Raw genomic sequence first — 16,585 nt, forward strand, 5'->3', positions numbered from 1 at the left:
ATGTTCCATTTATACTTGGGGATGCTCTATTTATACGTGAGGATGCTCTATTTATACATTGGAATACATCATTTATACTTTGACTTTGAGTTAATAAAAAAACCTCAAGTTTTCACTTGAGGTTTTACTATATTTTTAACTAAAACTAGTCTAATTCTTGAAAGATGGTATGCATCAAACGTTTTTTGTCGTTGATACTTTCTTCTAACGAAATCATGGTTTCAGTTCTGTAAACCCCTTCGATATCGTCAATCATGAAGATAACGTCTTTGGCATGTTTAGTATCTTTGGCTCTGATTTTACAAAAGATATTGAATTTACCGGTAGTTACGTGAGCTACTGTTACGTATGGGATTTCGTTGATTCTTTCTAAAACGAATTTAGTTTGAGAAGTGTTGTTCAAAAATACTCCAACATAAGCAATGAAAGAATAGCCTAATTTTTCATAATCCAAAGATAATGAAGAACCCATAATGATACCTGAATCTTCCATTTTCTTCACTCTGACGTGAACGGTTCCCGCAGAAATCAATAATTTTTTTGCGATATCAGTAAAAGGGATTCTGGTGTTGTCAATCAACATGTCCAAGATTTGGTGGTCTACTTCATCTAAGCGAAACTTACTCATAAAAAAGATTTTATTTACTATAACTTGTTAGGCAATTCAAAGATTACTAATCAAACTGTCAGTGGCTTACTGAACCGTTAACTATTTTTATATTTTTTCCTAAATAAAAATCAGCCTTTTGTTCGATATTCGGGAAATTAGTTAAGTCATCTTGATATAATGCTTCGTTTGCATCAATAACCACATGGCCAAAATAATTTTCTAAATGATCTATTTGAGCAATTTTTGCTTCAAATGTTACTTCATCTTTAGTCAGAACTTCTTTGAATTGAGCTGCAAAATTGATAATTTTTTCGTTATCATCATAATTTATTTTGACATTTTTATAAACAAAGTCATAAAAAACGACTTTATTTTGCGGAATTTTTAAATAATCTTCGATTTCGTTGCTAACTACATCGTTGTCGTAAAGAAATAGCAGTCCGTCAAGTAGGGCAATAAAAATGTATTTTCGGGTAGTCTCTCTTTGATAATCATTTGGAAAATGGCCGGCTTCAAATAAAACAGTTGGCACATTTAAATACTGAAATGTATCTCCTACACAATTAAGATTAAAGGAATCGTCAAACCGCCCAACTTGATTGGGGATAAACTGTTGCAGGGTTTTATTCATTGCCGCAATAACGTTCATGGCTTTTGTTCGAACGTCATTGATGTCGCGATTTTCGTTATAGGCAGGTGCTAAAAAAGAAACGGTAGCCGGTTTCCCGGAATCGGCCACGCCAAAAATGGTACGTTGATCGTGAAGATTGTAGCAATAATCCGGTTTGAAGTCATCGAATACTTTTCGCAATACTTTGCTCTCGGGTTGCGATTGATTTTGGGCGTCTCTATTTAAATCGATACCATTCGCGTTTTCACGGGTGTAGGCTTCTGCTCCATCTGGATTTAGCATTGGCAGCATACAAAAGGTGAATTCGGATAAGAGTTTTTTACTTAAATCAGTATTGTCGTTAAGCAGATTGATGAAGTCGAATAATGCTTTCGTAGTGGTGCTTTCGTTACCGTGCATTTGGGACCACAGTAAAATTCGTTTAGCTCCTGTCCCGGTTTCATATTTATAGATTGGTTTTCCTAAAACTGATTCACCAACCACTTCAACTCGAAACTTGGAGCATAAGGGTTCGATGTGTTTTAGTGTGATGTATCTTCCGAAAAGACTTTCTTCTTTGTATTGTTGGTGTAAAGCTAGATAATCCATAAAATAAATTTACACAAAAGTAAGTAACGGAAACCATTTGCATAAAAAAAACCTTTGATAAATTACCAAAGGTTTTCTGAGTATAAGAACAAAAATATTATTCTCTTAAAAGGTATACACTGCTTACACCGGCTTCTGCTCTGGAACTGGCCGGAGCTAAATTAGCGTTGGCATTTGGTAAATTAAATGTTAGTACTTTACCGCCGCCATTTAAACGTTCGGCCACAAAAATTTGTTTGGTGATATGGTCATAAGCCACGTCAACCGGATTTCCTAACGAAGTAGCCGAACCATAAATTCTGATTTGATTGTTCATAGCAATTGTTCCCATATTGGCAGTTGCGGCTAATACATCGGTAAATCCTCTGATGACAATAATACCCCCATCTGAATCAGAGGTAGCACTACCTACATCAGTTAAGACCATAGTGTTGCTTTTTTTAGAATAAGTAATACCGTGCGTTCTTACCAAACCTTCAACAGTAACTCTTTTGCTTGGCAAAATAGCACCACTAGCATTGGCGAAGAAATTGTCAAATACTACTAAGTCTGAAGTTAAGTCGGCCACAGCATAAAGCGTATTACCTTCTAAATGAATACCCCAAACTTTGAAGTTAACGGTATAGGAATTCATTAAATTGATACCGGTCGTGGTTTTTTGATATACTACTAATTTGTTAGTATTGGCATTGGCGGCACTTTGATCCTGAGTAACCACAATCCAATCGCCGGAAACGGCAATTTCTCTAGCATTATTAAAATCAGAGGCGCTGGACATGTCTAAAGCTAATGCTGACGCGTTGGTCATAATGGCATCTTGTACACCATCATACAATTCGATTTTGTTGTTAGAACGGGAAGCTAAAATGAATTCATCGCTTTCGTTAAAATAGTAAGCACCGTCAGCATCGGCAGAAGCCACCGAGAAACTGTACGTCATAGCCGTGTTTAAATCGGTAACAGAAGCTTTACCGGAAGTGTTGCTGGTAGTGAATAATTTGAATTCTTTTTTAGGAGATCCTTTTAATTCATTATTAGACATGGATGCATCATCTGAGCAGGAGAATAGCATGGCAGACAATAAGACTGAAGTAATAATAGTTTTTTTCATAATAAATAGTTTTTGTTGATTATTGACAATCCTATCTACGAGAAAAAAAAAGAAAGGGTTTTACACTTGGAATTGTTTTTCGGGAAATTTGCCTTGAACCCCTTTAAAATGTGATAAAATTTGTTTCATATCAGTATCATAATCTCCTGAAACGGTAACGGGATTCCCAATTCTGACTTCTTTTTTGGCATAATCAAAAGCAACCGGAACTATTGGCACATTAGCTTTTAAGGCAATGTAATAAAACCCTGTTTTGAGTTGGTCCACTTTCTTTCTGGTTCCTTCCGGAGCTATAGCCATTCGGAAGACTTTGCGTGAATTAAATACATCGGCTATGGCGTCAACTAAGTTTTTACCGCCACTTCTGTCCAATGGAGCGCCGCCAATACTTTTGAAATAATACCCAAACGGAAACAGGAAGAGTTCTTTCTTACCCACAAAATTCATTTCTACGCCTATGATTCCGCGGGAAAACAAGCCCAAAAAGAAATCAAAATTAGACGTATGCGGCATCACCATCAAAACACACTTTTTGACTTCCTCCTCAACCGTTCCGACAATTTTCCAGCCCAGTAGTCTGAAAAAAATAAATTGGTATAATCGCCTTTTCACTTGTTTTATTTTGTGTAAATTTAACATTTATCACTTATTTTTGAGCAAATTATTTTCGATGTTGCAAAAACTCTTCAGCTACTTTCTTCCGGTAAATGTGTACAAGAAAAATTCTTCGGTAAGTAAAACTTTAGAAGTAACTTGGAACAACGGACAATTGGTTTTAGACAGCAAGCACACCAATTATTCGTATGGCAGTTTGCAGCGCATCTTGCGAAAAGGATTGAAATACATAGGCTTTGAACGCATTCGAAATTTTGAAAGTGTTTTGGTTCTAGGCGTAGCCGGAGGCAGTGTGATTAAAACATTGGTGGATGAAATTAAATTTAACGGTATAATAACCGGCGTTGAAATTGACGAAAGTATTATCGAAATTGCCAATGAGTACTTTAAGTTGGATACTATTCCTAATTTGGAATTGGTAATTGACGACGCTTTTGAATTTGTATTGAAAACCAAACTGACTTACGATTTAATAATCATTGACATTTTTCAAGATACCGTGATGCCGAATTTTTTGTTTGAAGATTTTTTCATCAATCGCATCAATTCGTTACTCAATCTGAATGGATTTATCTTGTTTAACACTATGGTGATTAATGACCGGCAAGTACAAAGAAATCTGAATTATAAAAGCAAATTCAACGGCAATTATTCGTTGCGCATGTATCCTAAGGTAGAAGAACACAATGAATTGTTTACCATCAAAAAACTGGCGTAATGAAAAAATTCCTGAAGAAACTTTTACTGGGCAAAATAACCACACGGGACCGAAATCGGTTTAACGTAACGCCAATTCAGAAACGAATTTTGAACATTCGTGCCATTTGGAACAATGACCATCAGGATGATAACGGTATTGAAAAAATTGTGCGCTTGTTGCTTTCGCTATCGCAAATGTTGTTTCCCGGACTTTATATCAAACATTATTCGCATAAAATCGGACATGAATATCAAGACTTGGTAATGGATATTTATGTGCTGCTCAAAGTGGCATTTCCGCTGCTAATACTCATGAATCATTGGCAAGGCAATGCTGTTTTAATCACTATAATGGTTTATGTTTTGTTTGAAACCGTTTTATACATTCCGACTTTGATATTTGCTTCGGATATGCTTTCGCGGCCTCGTTCTTATAAGCGTTCGATGCTGTTGTTGTTTTTTAATTACATCGAAATTGTATTCTCGTTTGGGGTGTTGTATTCTTGTGGCAACAATATGAATCGACCTTTTGTTGGTTGGTACGACCCAATTTATTTTAGTATGGTTACCTCCTCCTCTATTGGTTTTGGCGATTATGTTCCGATAACGACTTATGCTAAAGTACTGGTGAGCATTCAGGCGTTGTTTTTCTTATCCTTCGTGGTATTGTTCCTGAATTTCTTTTCGAACAAAATCAAAAACAAAGGCTATTTTGATCACGAGAGTGAAGAGTTTTAGCATTTAGGATTAAGGAATTGGGATTTAGGATTTATTTGAGAAACTGTCTTGCTTTTTCTAAATCTTCGAGGGTGTCTATGCCAATGCCTACGTGAGTTGTCTCGACCATTTTAATTCGTTTCCCAAATTCTAAATACCGTAGTTGTTCTAATTTTTCGGAAGCTTCTAACGATTTCATTGGTAAGCGATAAAAAGCTAAAAGTGCTTCTTTGCGAAAAGCATAAATACCAATGTGTTTCATGTAGCGAACTCCGGCATTAGTATCACGAGGATACGGAATTACCGAACGTGAAAAATACAAGGCAAAACCACTTTGGTCGGTTACCACCTTTACATTATTAGGATTATTGATATCGTCTTGGTCAGTGATTTGAACCATTAAGGAAGCTAAATCGACTTTCTTTTCAAAATCTTTATGAAACACTTCAATGACTTTTTCTAAAGGTTCCTTATTTATAAAAGGCTCATCGCCTTGCACATTAATTACAATATCAACCTCCAAATTCTCTACTGCTTCTGCAATACGGTCGCTCCCGCTTTCATGCTCTTTGATACTCATGATGGCTTTACCTCCGTTATTCAAAATTTCATCATAAATCAAAATCGAATCTGTCACCACAAATACATCAGCAAACAAACCGGTATTGACTGCTGCTTCATAAGTTCGGGAAATAACGGTTTTGCCTCCCAAGTCCTGCATCAGTTTAGCAGGAAAACGAGTAGAAGCATAACGGGCGGGAATAACGGCGATGATTTTCATACTTAATAATTTATCCTTTGCATATAAAATCTCTTTAATTATTACCTTCGAGATTTACATTCCATAATTTAAATGTCATATCAGAATTACGAACTGAAGAATAAACGTCAAAACCTACTATTATAGCATCATTATAGGTATAGCCAGGAGGGGGAGGAGGTAAATACTCTTGGATTAAAGGTATGTAATCAAAAGTTATTTCAGTAGGTACATCCAATGAATTTATAGAGGGCAAACCTAATTTATTGGCGAGAAGAAGAATTCGAGCAGATGTCTGAACGCTGTTATTAACCCAATTACCAGTCCAATCCTTCCAAAAGATTGCGTCATTAGCATTTCCATTTAAATCGTCATTCATTGGATTACAGAAAATAACTCCTAGCAAATCCGTTCTCGTTGGATAACTTGCATTTGATTTCCAATATTCAATTCTTAAATCAGCTGTTAAATAAGAAGTTTTTAGCTCACTAGCACCGTTATTTCTTGCATGTCCAACTAACATAGCATTAAAACTTGGCTTAATTTTTATAAACGAATTTAAATTATATTGCCCTGTGAAAGCATAATTTGCTAACCCCCATTGATTATGGTAATGCTCAAAAACTAAGCCTGTTTCGTGAAGTGAATCCGAATTTGAAAGATTCTTAGCATTATTAAAGATGGTAAAATTGATTGGATTACCATTTACCCAATCTACCCAAAAAGCATAACCGGGATAAAATCCATATTCTGAATTGTTATATCCTTCGGTGACTAATTTGAATGATGGGTATTGTCCATGTGGTGCATTTATCCATACATTAGCATTAGTCTCTAATTTTTTCACCAAATAACTATAAGCTGGAGAATTAGATGGAGGTGACCAAACATTCCCAGGACTTCCAATATTATCTGCTTGTGACAAATCAGACAATTCATATAAAGGCAGTTCTGTGCTTGCTACCCCATTAATTAAGGGTAAATGCATAAAAGACCTCCATCTAACCCCATTATCGTTCCAAAGCAAAGAAACTGGAGCTGACAAAGTTGTATTACTAGTTTTAGCATTGGTCTTAATGGCTTCATCATAATCACGACTACAACATAAAACTGTTAAACCTAATACTATTAAAGCACATTTCTTCATATTATTAAATTTTAAGGTTTTCAAATATAAAAAAATTATTGTTAAAAAATCAATCTTCAAAACTCTCCTCCTTAAAACCAATCAAATACAGCTTGTCTTTGGCACGAGTGACGGCAGTATAAAGCCAACGCACATAATCGGTATCAATACCATCGGGCAAATAAGGTTGCTCGATAAACACTGTATTCCATTGCCCTCCTTGTGATTTGTGGCAAGTAATGGCATAAGAAAATTTTACTTGAAGCGCATTGAAATACTCATTGCCTTTTACTTTCAGGAATTTGCGGTATTGGGGTTCTCCTTCATAATCTTTCATCACTTCCTGATACAACGTATTGCTTTCATCATAAGTCAACGAAGGCGATTCGCTTGTAATGGTATCCAAAAGCAATACGGTTTCAAAAGGTTTCTGGTTGGGATAATCGACCATTCTTATTTTGACTTTGGCAAATTTAAAACCATACAATTCCTTGAAGCTGAAAATTTCCAGCACTTCAATAATATCACCATTGGCAATAAAGCCGGCTTCGTCAGTTTCTTTTAACCAAAAATAATTATTCTTCACCACCATCAAGTAATCTCCCACCGACAAGTCACTGTCTTTGTCTAAAATCTTACTGCGAATTTGCTGATTGTATTGATTCGCTCTTTTATTGGAACGCACAATAAAGCACGTATCTTCTACACTATAATTACTGTAGGCACTTTGAATAGCATCTTGTATATCGTAACCGTCCGTCAAACGAACAATGTCTTTGAAGCCTTTTAAGTTAAATTGAAAAGTATCCACAAACGAGCTTTTCAAAATCTCTCGCAACTCGGTAGCATTAAATAAAATTCCTGATTTTTCTTCTTGACGCATCACTTCATCCAACTCAATCGAGAACACTTCTTTATGGTAATGCATCGCCAGCAAATCCGTATTTAGTGCCGGACTCACATCCAACTGTACCGGTGGCAACTGCGCCGTATCGCCTAATAACAAGAGTTTGCAATTGTCACCATTATAAACATAAGACATTAAATCATCCAGTAATGAACCGTTTTCATACAGCTTTGATTCGGTATTCACATCCGAAATCATTGAAGATTCATCGACTATAAAAATGGTATTCTTGTGTTTGTTGGCTTGCATGGTAAAAGACACGCCTCCACTTTTGCCTTTCTTGGGGAAATAAATTTTCTTGTGAATCGTAAAAGCCGGTTTGTTTGAATAATTGGCAATGACTTTTGCCGCTCTTCCCGTGGGTGCCAATAAAACATACTTTTTATTGATGGCAACAAGATTATTAACAATCGTAGAAATCACAGTCGTTTTACCCGTTCCGGCGTAGCCTTTTAAAACAAAAAGCTCTTCTTTATTGGTATTGGTTAAAAAAACGGCAATCTGTTGAAAAAAAATATCCTGTTTTACAGTTGGCTGAAACGGAAACTGGTTGCGCAAAACACTGTAAAATTGGGAAGAAGTCATTTAGGATTTATTCTGAAAATTGGATTTCAAATATAGGATTAAGAATTGTAATTTATACTATAATATAAGTTGCGTATAAATTTGTAAGTTTGCCATTCGACAAAAGCAAAAACAAGTATGTGGCAAAACACCAGCGTTATTGATAAAATGTATCAAAAACTTGCGATTCAGGTTTCACTGAATGGCTTGTCCTTTGCTACGTTTGACACGTTGATAAACAAACCCTTGGTGCTGCAAAAAATCGATTTGGGCAAAGTGCATGTTACCACCAAAATTGAAGACTTGTTTGCCGAAGCCTTTCAAAACCATCCTGAACTCAAAGCCGGCTATGATGATATCGTTATTGTTCACAATAATAATTTATCGACGTTTGTACCTACCGCGCTGTTTGATGAAGAGTACTTGGGAAGCTATTTGCAATTTAATACCAAAGTTTTTGAAACCGATTTCTTTGCTTTTGATGAATTGGCCAACTACGAAATGAACAATGTGTACATTCCGTATGTAAATATGAACAATTATTTCATTGATCGTTTTGGTACTTTTGACTACAAACATGCCAACACGGTTTTGGTCAATAAATTATTGGAGGTATCCAAAAACAATGAAGAGCGCAAAATGTTTGTACATGTAAGCGATACGCATTTTGAAATTGTTGTGATTCAAAATCAACAACTGCAACTTTACAATTCCTTTGATTATAAAACACCGGAAGATTTTCTGTACTATATTTTATTCACTGCAGAACAATTGCACCTGAATCCGGAAAACTTCAAATTGGAATTGCTTGGAAAAATCACAGAAGGCGATTCGCTTTACAACATCGCTTATAAATACGTTCGCAACGTTTCCCTGTTTGATGTAAGCTTTATGTCGAATCCTTTCTCGGAAACCGAAAATCGCGAACACTTTATCCTATTACATTCATGAGAATCATCTCGGGCAAATACAAAGGCCGACGCATAGCACCACCCAAAAACCTCCCAGTTCGTCCTACGACAGACATGAGCAAAGAGGCACTGTTTAATGTCTTGAACAATCATTTCAACTTTTCGGAACTGAAAGTATTAGAACTTTTTGCCGGCACGGGAAGCATTAGTTACGAATTTGCCTCTCGCGGTTGTTCGCCGATTCTTTGTGTTGATGGCGATATGGGTTGTGTAAATTTCATCAAAAAAACGGCTAAGGAGTTTGACTTTGATATTACGGCCATAAAAAGTGATGTCTTTAAATTTCTCGAAAAACATACCGGTAACTATGATATTATTTTTGCCGACCCTCCTTATGGCATGAGTCAGCAGGAATTCGAGAAAATCATTCAGCTTATCTTTGAAAACGAATTATTGGATGAAGAAGGAATGCTCATTGTTGAACATTCCAAATACACCAAGTTGGATCATATGGCGAATTACTCGTTCCAAAAAAACTATGGCGGTTCTGTTTTTACGTTCTTCGAATTTGAAAGTGATGAAGAAGAGTCAGAAGACTTTGAAGAGGAGGATGAAAGCTAAAAAAACTTCGTAATTCAAAAAAAGCAGACCTATAAGCCGGATTCTGTATCCACTGTTGTGGTGGACCCTTATCATTTATCTAGACCAACAATTGCTCATTGGTTCGAGCTTCCTACCCTTCGACAACGGACGAGTAGCCCTTAAATGCCGATATACTTGGAATTTCACCGCATAGAGTTTACCTGGTTTCACTACAGCCGAACTGTACTTGCTTTCTGTTGCACTTGTCCTCGCCTTTCAACGGACGGGTGTTACCCGCTATGCTACTCTGTGGTGTCCGGACTTTCCTCTTCAACAAGTTGAAGCGATAAGGCGGTCTGCGAGGCAAAGGTAGTAATTAAGAATTACGAATTAGAAATTATGAATTATGAATTGAAAATTTGAGTCGTAAGTTGGATTTGTTATATTTAGTACAAATTTGTGATTATGAAAATTGATAAAATTTGGATTCTTAGCCTGATGATTTGTTGGAACTTTTCTTTTGCCTGCAAATGCTTTGAAATTGAGAAGGAAGTAATGGTTGAAAAAGGCCTGAAAAATGCTGACATTGTTTTTTATGGAGAATTAATCAAATCTGACAGTATACAAGAAACATATACTTTTAGAATAATAGAACTCTTTAAAGGAAATTTCAAATCAGCTATCATATCAGGTAAAACTACAAGTGATTGCTCAATTTTTCCATTTGAAAAAGGTTTTTGGATTGTGTATTCAAAACTTTCTAAAGACAAAATCATAGATATCAGTATGTGTTCTCCGTCGCAATCGATGGATTTTGGATTTGGCTATCCTCCTCCTCCTCCCAAAATTAATATAAATGGCAAATTGGTTAATCCAAGCGAAACAGAAATCCGGTTATTTGAATTGGAATATAAAAACAAATCTCTTAGCAATTTCATTTACCAACTGGAAAAACTTAGACAATATAAAACATCACATATTTCATTAGCTGAAGAATCAAAAAACAGATTTCAAAATAAAATTACCATCATTTCACTTACAACCAATATGTTACTTTTATTAACCATACTCCTTATAATTGTTAGTAAAAAAAAGTCAAATAACCGAATAACTCCATAACCAAACCAACTATTATTTTATATTTGTAATCCGATTAAATCGTATGGAACAATTTGTAGTATCAGCGCGTAAGTACCGTCCGCAAACGTTTAAAGACGTTGTTGGGCAACAGGCTATTACCAACACTTTGCTCAATGCCATAGAAAGTAATCACCTGGCTTCTGCCCTTTTATTTACCGGTCCGAGAGGTGTGGGTAAAACCACTTGTGCTCGTATTTTGGCTCGAAAAATCAACCAACCGGGTTATGATGATCCATTTGAAGATTTTGCTTTTAATGTTTTTGAATTAGATGCCGCTTCTAACAACTCGGTTGACGATATTCGTAATCTGATTGACCAAGTTAGAATCCCGCCACAAACCGGGCAGTACAAAGTGTATATCATTGACGAGGTGCACATGTTGTCTTCGGCTGCTTTCAATGCTTTTTTGAAAACACTCGAAGAACCGCCAAAGCATGCCATTTTCATTTTGGCCACGACTGAAAAGCACAAAATCATTCCCACTATATTATCGCGTTGTCAAATTTTTGATTTCAAACGTATTACCGTTAAAGATGCTAAAGAACATTTAGCCGAAGTCGCCAACAGTCAGGGCGTAGCTTTTGAAGATGACGCTTTACACATCATTGCTCAAAAAGCCGATGGTGCCATGCGTGACGCTTTGTCGATATTTGACCGAGTGGTTTCCTACTGCGGTAACAATTTAACCCGTCAGGCGGTAACCGAAAATTTGAACGTTCTGGATTACGAGACTTATATCAACATGACCGATTTGATTTTGGAAAATAAGATTCCGGAAGTACTGTTGGCCTATAATGATATCTTATCAAAAGGATTTGACGGTCATCATTTCATAGCCGGACTGGCTTCGCATTTCAGGGATTTATTGGTAGCCAAAAACCCTGCAACACTTTCTTTATTAGAAATGGGTGAAGCTGCACAACAACTCTACGGACAACAAGCACAAAAAGTAACTCAAGACTTTTTATTAAAAGGAATTGATATTGCCAATGATTCCGATTTGAAATTCAAAAGCAGTCAAAACCAACGCCTCTTAGTTGAACTGGCCCTGATGCAAATTGCCTCTATCACTTTTGATGGAGAAAAAAAAAAGCTGACTTCATAATTCCGGCAACGTATTACCGCAACAATAGTTTTTCAATACAAGAAGTACAACCTACAAAGTTGGAAGTTCAAAATATTGAGAAAGTTGAAGTTGTTCAGCCTCCAGTAACCACAACCCAGAAATCAGAAGAAGTTGTCGCAAAAACTGAACAACCAACAACTAGTAATCAGCAACCAACATCCAAAGTTTCCGCTTTATCGTTAGCCAGTATCAAAGCCAAAAAAGAAATGGCTGAAAATTTTAAAGCTACCATTAAAGAGGATACGTATTTACCCAATGAAGCTTTTACCGAAACCGAAATGCTGGAGCAATGGCTCAAATATGCTCAGCGAATGGAAGACAAAGGCTTTCGTATTATTGCTTCATTATTAACGATTAACGACCCAACTTTAGACGGCACTACCATTATTCATGAGTTACCTAATGAAAGTTCTAAAATAGATTTTGAAAAAGAAAGACCGGAGCTTTTAGGATATTTACGTGGCAAACTACACAACCACGATTTACAAATTCAGGTAAAAGTTAACGAGGCTTTAGTGGTCAAAAAAGCCTTTACCAACCAAGACAAATACAACCGTTTGGTGGAAATCAATCCAAACTTGGCACTTTTAAAGAAGATGTTTGATTTGGATGTATAGCCCCTATGGCTGCTTTTTGTCTTTTAAAATTCCCAATAAAAAACTCAATGCCACTAAGATCATGGCAAAAATTCCTAAATAGTGGGTCATATTGGTTTTAAACCTCAAATCTTCATAATCAATATTGAAGAGATGATATCCAATAATAACAAGAGCTATTACCAATCCGAGTGTTCTAAATGTTTTCATATTTTATTTTTCCATGATACATAGCTTTCACGATACCATCGGAAAGTCCAATTTTTGGCACATACAAATGACGGGCACCACTCCACTTCATAGCATTCAAATAAATGCGCGTTGCGGGTATAATTACGTCGGCACGGTCCGTGTTCATTGCCAATTCAGCAATGCGTTGTTCGTAGGATAACGAGTTTAAATATTGGTATTGCGAGTTCAGGTACAGGAACGAAAGTGGTTTGTCCTGCAGTTTGCCTGACATTTTGAAGAGTCGATTAATGTTTCCACCGGAGCCAATCATGGTGATATTATCGTAGTCTTCGGTAACGGTTTTAATCCATTTTTCAATTTCCTGCCAAACGATATCGGTGACCATATTGTTGAGTAAACGTACTGTACCGTTTTTGAACGATTTGGATGCCACCATTTTGCCTTCAGAAAACAGAGAGAACTCGGTACTACCTCCACCCACATCAACATACAAGTAAGTTTGGTCGGTTTTCAGGAAGTTATGCAAATCGGAAGAAGCAATGATAGCTGCCTCAGATTTACCGTCAATAATTTCGATATCAATTTCTGATTTTTCTCGAATAATATCAGCAACATCCTTGCCATTATAGGCCTCACGCATGGCCGAAGTGGCGCAGGCTTTGTATCGTTCAACCTTATATACTTTCATTAATAACTTAAAAGCTTTCATGGCATCAATCATTCGATTAATGTTTTCATCTGAGATTTCACCAACAGTAAAAGCATCCTGCCCAAGTCGAATAGGCACGCGAATCAAAGCACTCTTGTTGAACTGCGTTTCTTTATCGGGTTGTTCTACTACGTTGGCAATGAGCAGTCTCATGGCATTGGAACCAATATCGATTGCTGCATATTTTTTGATTGAAATCATTCTTTTTGCTATAAGATTTGAGGTTTATATTTTATCCTGAATTACTTCTAAACGATCGCGGTAATAATTATAGGTTTCATGTTGTGCTCGGAAAATAGGCTCACCTTCTTTGCGAACACGGTATTTGTTTTCAAATTTATCGGAATGGAAACGGGCTTTCACATTTCCTTTCCATCCTACATTAAAGGTATCTATGATTTGCTTTTTGATTTCTTCATCATAAATAGGACAAGTAACTTCAACCCTGCCGTCTAAGTTACGAGTCATAAAATCGGCCGAGGAAATATAAACCTCAGGATCATCATTATTGCAAAAAATATAGGAACGGGTGTGCTCTAAAAAGTAGTCCACTATGCTCACCGCTTCTATATTTTCACTCATGCCTTTTACTCCGGGAATCAACGAACAAATGCCACGAACTTGCAATTTTATTTTCACTCCGGCATTACTGGCTTCGTATAATTTGTCAATAATAGGGTAATCCGAAAGGCTGTTCATCTTTAAATTGATGTATGCAGGACGGCCCACTTTGGCATTATTTATTTCGCGGTCAATCAGTTTATAAAACTTAGAACGGGTGTAATGTGGAGACACAATCAGATGCTTGTATCGGTGAATTCGATAATTCACATCAAAGAAATCAAAGATTTTGTTGACGTCTTTTAAAATTTGCTGATGACTGGTAAACAAAGTCAAATCGGTATAAATCTTAGCTGTTGTTTCATTGAAATTTCCGGTAGAAATAAAGCCATAGCGTTTAAGTTTTCCGTCTTCAATTCTATCAATTACACATATCTTACTATGCACTTTTAAGCCTTTGATACCAAAAATCAGTTCGATACCTTCTTGTTGCATTTGCTCGGCATAAGAAATATTACTGGCTTCATCAAAGCGCGCTTGGAGTTCAATTTGCACAGTAACTTTTTTGCCGTTTTTGGCAGCATTAATAAGCGAACTTACGATTTGCGAGTTTTTGGCCAAACGGTATAATGTAATTTTTATGGTCGTAACTTTAGGGTCTAAAGCTGCTTCGCGCAGGAATTTAATAAGATAAGAAAACGACTGAAACGGAGCATTAACCAAATAATCCTTCTTGGCTATCTTATTCAAAATACTTCCATCAAGCGACAATCCTTCCACCGGAAGCGGCACTCGTGGCGGATACAATAAATCAAATCGACCCAGATTGGGAAAGCTCATATAGTCACGACGGTTGTGGTATCTTCCGCCGGGAATAATTCCATCAGAAGCATCAATCCCCATTTTATTCAAGAAAAATTTCAGTGTATCTTTATCAATATGTTGATCGTAAACAAAACGAACAGGCTCTCCTATTCTTCTATCTTTTACGGATGTTGCAATCTTTTCGAGCATACTTTTACTCATATCACTATCAATGTCGAGCTGGGCATCACGCGTAATTTTTATCATGTGTGCCGAAATGCTTTCGTAATCAAAAATATTGAAGATGCTACTCAAATTATAGCGAATCACATCATCTAAAAGCATCAAATATTGTTTGCCGTTTTTAGCCGGAAGTTCTACTATACGATTGGTGTTTTTAGGAATTTCGATAATAGCATATCGTACTTCAGGTTTAGCTTTTTTACTAAGCCCAGCATCGTAGGTTTTGACTCGGTTTTCATAACCAATTTGACAGCCAAGTAGCCGGAAGTATCTTTCAGCAAAGGGAATTCAGCCAAATCATTTAGGATAATTGTAACGAGTTCGGGGCTTATTTTTTGAATAAAAAACTCTCTGACAAAATTCTCGTGCTCCGGAGAGATTTCGGTTTCATCAACAATAATGATATTTTGTTTTACAAGTTCGTTTTCAATGATTTTCAACACTCTTAAACTTTCCGCTTGTTGTTTAATCACAATTTCGGTAATGTCTTTAACCAATTGTTGCGCCGTAATCCCTCCGAGAATTTTTTCACCGGTCGCACCTGATAAACTTAAACGACGAATAGCGGCAAAACGCACTCGGAAAAACTCATCTAAATTATTAGAAAAAATACCTATAAACCGTAATCTTTCTAACAAAGGAACCGCTTCATCAGCGGCTTCCTGTAATACTCTGGCATTGAATGCCAGCCAACTTTTTTCTCTGTCTATGTAGCGAAAACTATTTTCTGTGCTCATAATTATTTTAAATCTCTTGGGAAAATAACTTTTTTAGTAATGCCCTTTCCGATATCATTCCAACTGTGATTGTCAAAGATAATATTCACAAATCCGGCAGTCGAAACATTATCAATAAAAACGTTCCCAAATTTATTGACAAAATTTGTAATAGCCTCATTATGGCCAAAAACAATCAAATGTTCGTATTCATCAGAACACGACTTTATGATTTGCTCTAACTTACTTTCATCAAAAGTGTATAAGTCATCTTTAAACTGTATACTTTCCACCGGAAAGGAAAGGTTCTGGGCAAAAATCATGGCAGTTTCCGAAGCTCGCTTAGCGGCACTACTCCACACCAAAAACGATTTGGGAATTTCGTTTCCTATATGAGATGAAACCAAATGTGCATCTTGAATACCTCTACCGGTCAATGGCCTGTCAAAGTCGCGAAGAGGAGCTTCCCAACTTGATTTAGCGTGGCGAACAAGGATTAACTGTTTCATATCTGAACTATTTTGAAAGTATAAATTTAAGGTATTAAAATGTATAATGAAAACATTATTGAAGAGTTTGCTGTTTAGTGCACTTCTCTATATAAATATTGACCAACCAAAATATTACAACTGATATAAATCATGTTATTTAACAATTGTAATGGGTAACTTTAATAT

Annotated in this window: 16 protein-coding genes, 1 other RNA gene and 1 pseudogene; 7 read left to right on the forward strand and 11 right to left on the reverse strand. The window is 36.3% G+C overall.

Annotated features, from left to right (window positions below; translation table 11 throughout):
* Positions 1 to 145 precede the first annotated feature (145 nt).
* From GUU89_RS13245 to GUU89_RS13260, 4 genes are all read right to left on the reverse strand, one after another.
* Entirely contained in the window at positions 146 to 628 is a 483-nt protein-coding gene (locus GUU89_RS13245; protein ID WP_121313528.1) for an Lrp/AsnC family transcriptional regulator, read from the reverse strand.
* A gap of 58 nt (positions 629 to 686) precedes the next feature.
* Positions 687 to 1,829, reverse strand: coding sequence for a M14 family metallopeptidase (locus GUU89_RS13250; protein WP_162128364.1), 1,143 nt, complete (start codon positions 1,827 to 1,829; stop codon positions 687 to 689).
* A 97-nt stretch (positions 1,830 to 1,926) separates the two neighbouring features.
* A complete protein-coding gene (locus GUU89_RS13255; protein WP_162128365.1) occupies positions 1,927 to 2,940 on the reverse strand; it encodes a hypothetical protein in 1,014 nt (337 codons plus the stop codon).
* 60 nt (positions 2,941 to 3,000) lie between these two features.
* Positions 3,001 to 3,552, reverse strand: a complete 552-nt coding sequence (locus tag GUU89_RS13260; RefSeq protein WP_162128692.1) for a 1-acyl-sn-glycerol-3-phosphate acyltransferase — start codon at positions 3,550 to 3,552, stop codon at positions 3,001 to 3,003.
* A gap of 58 nt (positions 3,553 to 3,610) precedes the next feature.
* Here GUU89_RS13260 and GUU89_RS13265 point away from each other — a divergent pair, with 58 nt between their 5' ends.
* Together GUU89_RS13265 and GUU89_RS13270 are read left to right on the forward strand one after the other, a co-directional pair.
* Positions 3,611 to 4,273, forward strand: a complete 663-nt coding sequence (locus GUU89_RS13265) for a spermidine synthase (protein WP_162128693.1) — start codon at positions 3,611 to 3,613, stop codon at positions 4,271 to 4,273.
* On the forward strand, positions 4,273 to 4,992 hold the full coding sequence (locus tag GUU89_RS13270) for a potassium channel family protein (RefSeq protein ID WP_162128366.1): 720 nt from the start codon (positions 4,273 to 4,275) through the stop codon (positions 4,990 to 4,992). Before GUU89_RS13265 ends, GUU89_RS13270 begins: the two co-directional genes overlap by 1 nt.
* Before the next feature lie 31 nt (positions 4,993 to 5,023).
* Here the strand turns inward: GUU89_RS13270 and kdsB are convergent, their stop codons facing one another.
* The 3 genes from kdsB to GUU89_RS13285 are packed head-to-tail and all read right to left on the reverse strand — an operon-like array spanning position 5,024 to position 8,349.
* The gene (gene kdsB, locus GUU89_RS13275; protein ID WP_162128367.1) at positions 5,024 to 5,752 is read right to left on the reverse strand and encodes a 3-deoxy-manno-octulosonate cytidylyltransferase; all 729 of its coding nucleotides are present in this window, start codon (positions 5,750 to 5,752) and stop codon (positions 5,024 to 5,026) included.
* A gap of 34 nt (positions 5,753 to 5,786) precedes the next feature.
* Positions 5,787 to 6,902 (reverse strand): hypothetical protein, encoded by a 1,116-nt coding sequence (locus tag GUU89_RS13280; RefSeq protein WP_162128368.1) that lies wholly within the window; start codon positions 6,900 to 6,902, stop codon positions 5,787 to 5,789.
* A 25-nt stretch (positions 6,903 to 6,927) separates the two neighbouring features.
* Complete coding sequence (locus tag GUU89_RS13285; protein ID WP_162128369.1) at positions 6,928 to 8,349, reverse strand: ATP-dependent DNA helicase; 1,422 nt, start codon at positions 8,347 to 8,349, stop codon at positions 6,928 to 6,930.
* 117 nt (positions 8,350 to 8,466) lie between these two features.
* On the opposite strand from GUU89_RS13285, the gene GUU89_RS13290 reads away from it, so the two are divergent.
* Together GUU89_RS13290 and rsmD are read left to right on the forward strand one after the other, a co-directional pair.
* On the forward strand, positions 8,467 to 9,279 hold the full coding sequence (locus tag GUU89_RS13290) for a DUF3822 family protein (protein ID WP_162128370.1): 813 nt from the start codon (positions 8,467 to 8,469) through the stop codon (positions 9,277 to 9,279).
* Positions 9,276 to 9,860, forward strand: a complete 585-nt coding sequence (gene rsmD, locus GUU89_RS13295; protein WP_162128371.1) for a 16S rRNA (guanine(966)-N(2))-methyltransferase RsmD — start codon at positions 9,276 to 9,278, stop codon at positions 9,858 to 9,860. The genes GUU89_RS13290 and rsmD overlap by 4 nt, the downstream gene beginning before the upstream one ends.
* A gap of 16 nt (positions 9,861 to 9,876) precedes the next feature.
* Here rsmD and rnpB read toward each other — a convergent pair.
* An RNA gene (gene rnpB / locus GUU89_RS13300) (RNase P RNA component class A) lies at positions 9,877 to 10,184 on the reverse strand.
* Positions 10,185 to 10,286: 102 nt separating this feature from the next.
* Here rnpB and GUU89_RS13305 point away from each other — a divergent pair.
* From GUU89_RS13305 to GUU89_RS15040, 3 genes are read left to right on the forward strand one after another with little or no spacing between them, the layout of a single operon-like run.
* Positions 10,287 to 10,940 (forward strand): hypothetical protein, encoded by a 654-nt coding sequence (locus GUU89_RS13305; RefSeq protein ID WP_162128372.1) that lies wholly within the window; start codon positions 10,287 to 10,289, stop codon positions 10,938 to 10,940.
* 43 nt (positions 10,941 to 10,983) lie between these two features.
* Entirely contained in the window at positions 10,984 to 12,066 is a 1,083-nt protein-coding gene (gene dnaX / locus GUU89_RS13310) for a DNA polymerase III subunit gamma/tau (protein ID WP_162128373.1), read from the forward strand.
* Positions 12,067 to 12,125: 59 nt separating this feature from the next.
* On the forward strand, positions 12,126 to 12,704 hold the full coding sequence (locus tag GUU89_RS15040) for a DNA polymerase III subunit gamma/tau (RefSeq protein WP_235922049.1): 579 nt from the start codon (positions 12,126 to 12,128) through the stop codon (positions 12,702 to 12,704).
* Between the two features lie 175 nt (positions 12,705 to 12,879).
* Here the strand turns inward: GUU89_RS15040 and GUU89_RS13320 are convergent, their stop codons facing one another.
* The 3 genes and pseudogenes from GUU89_RS13320 to GUU89_RS13330 form a co-directional block, all read right to left on the reverse strand.
* On the reverse strand, positions 12,880 to 13,785 hold the full coding sequence (locus GUU89_RS13320) for a Ppx/GppA phosphatase family protein (protein ID WP_162128374.1): 906 nt from the start codon (positions 13,783 to 13,785) through the stop codon (positions 12,880 to 12,882).
* Between the two features lie 24 nt (positions 13,786 to 13,809).
* Positions 13,810 to 15,929 (reverse strand): annotated as a pseudogene (gene ppk1, locus GUU89_RS13325) (polyphosphate kinase 1).
* A gap of 2 nt (positions 15,930 to 15,931) precedes the next feature.
* A complete protein-coding gene (locus GUU89_RS13330) occupies positions 15,932 to 16,417 on the reverse strand; it encodes a SixA phosphatase family protein (protein WP_162128375.1) in 486 nt (161 codons plus the stop codon).
* Positions 16,418 to 16,585 lie beyond the last annotated feature (168 nt).

The sequence above is a fragment of the Flavobacterium phycosphaerae genome, from assembly GCF_010119235.1.
GTDB lineage: Bacteria > Bacteroidota > Bacteroidia > Flavobacteriales > Flavobacteriaceae > Flavobacterium > Flavobacterium phycosphaerae.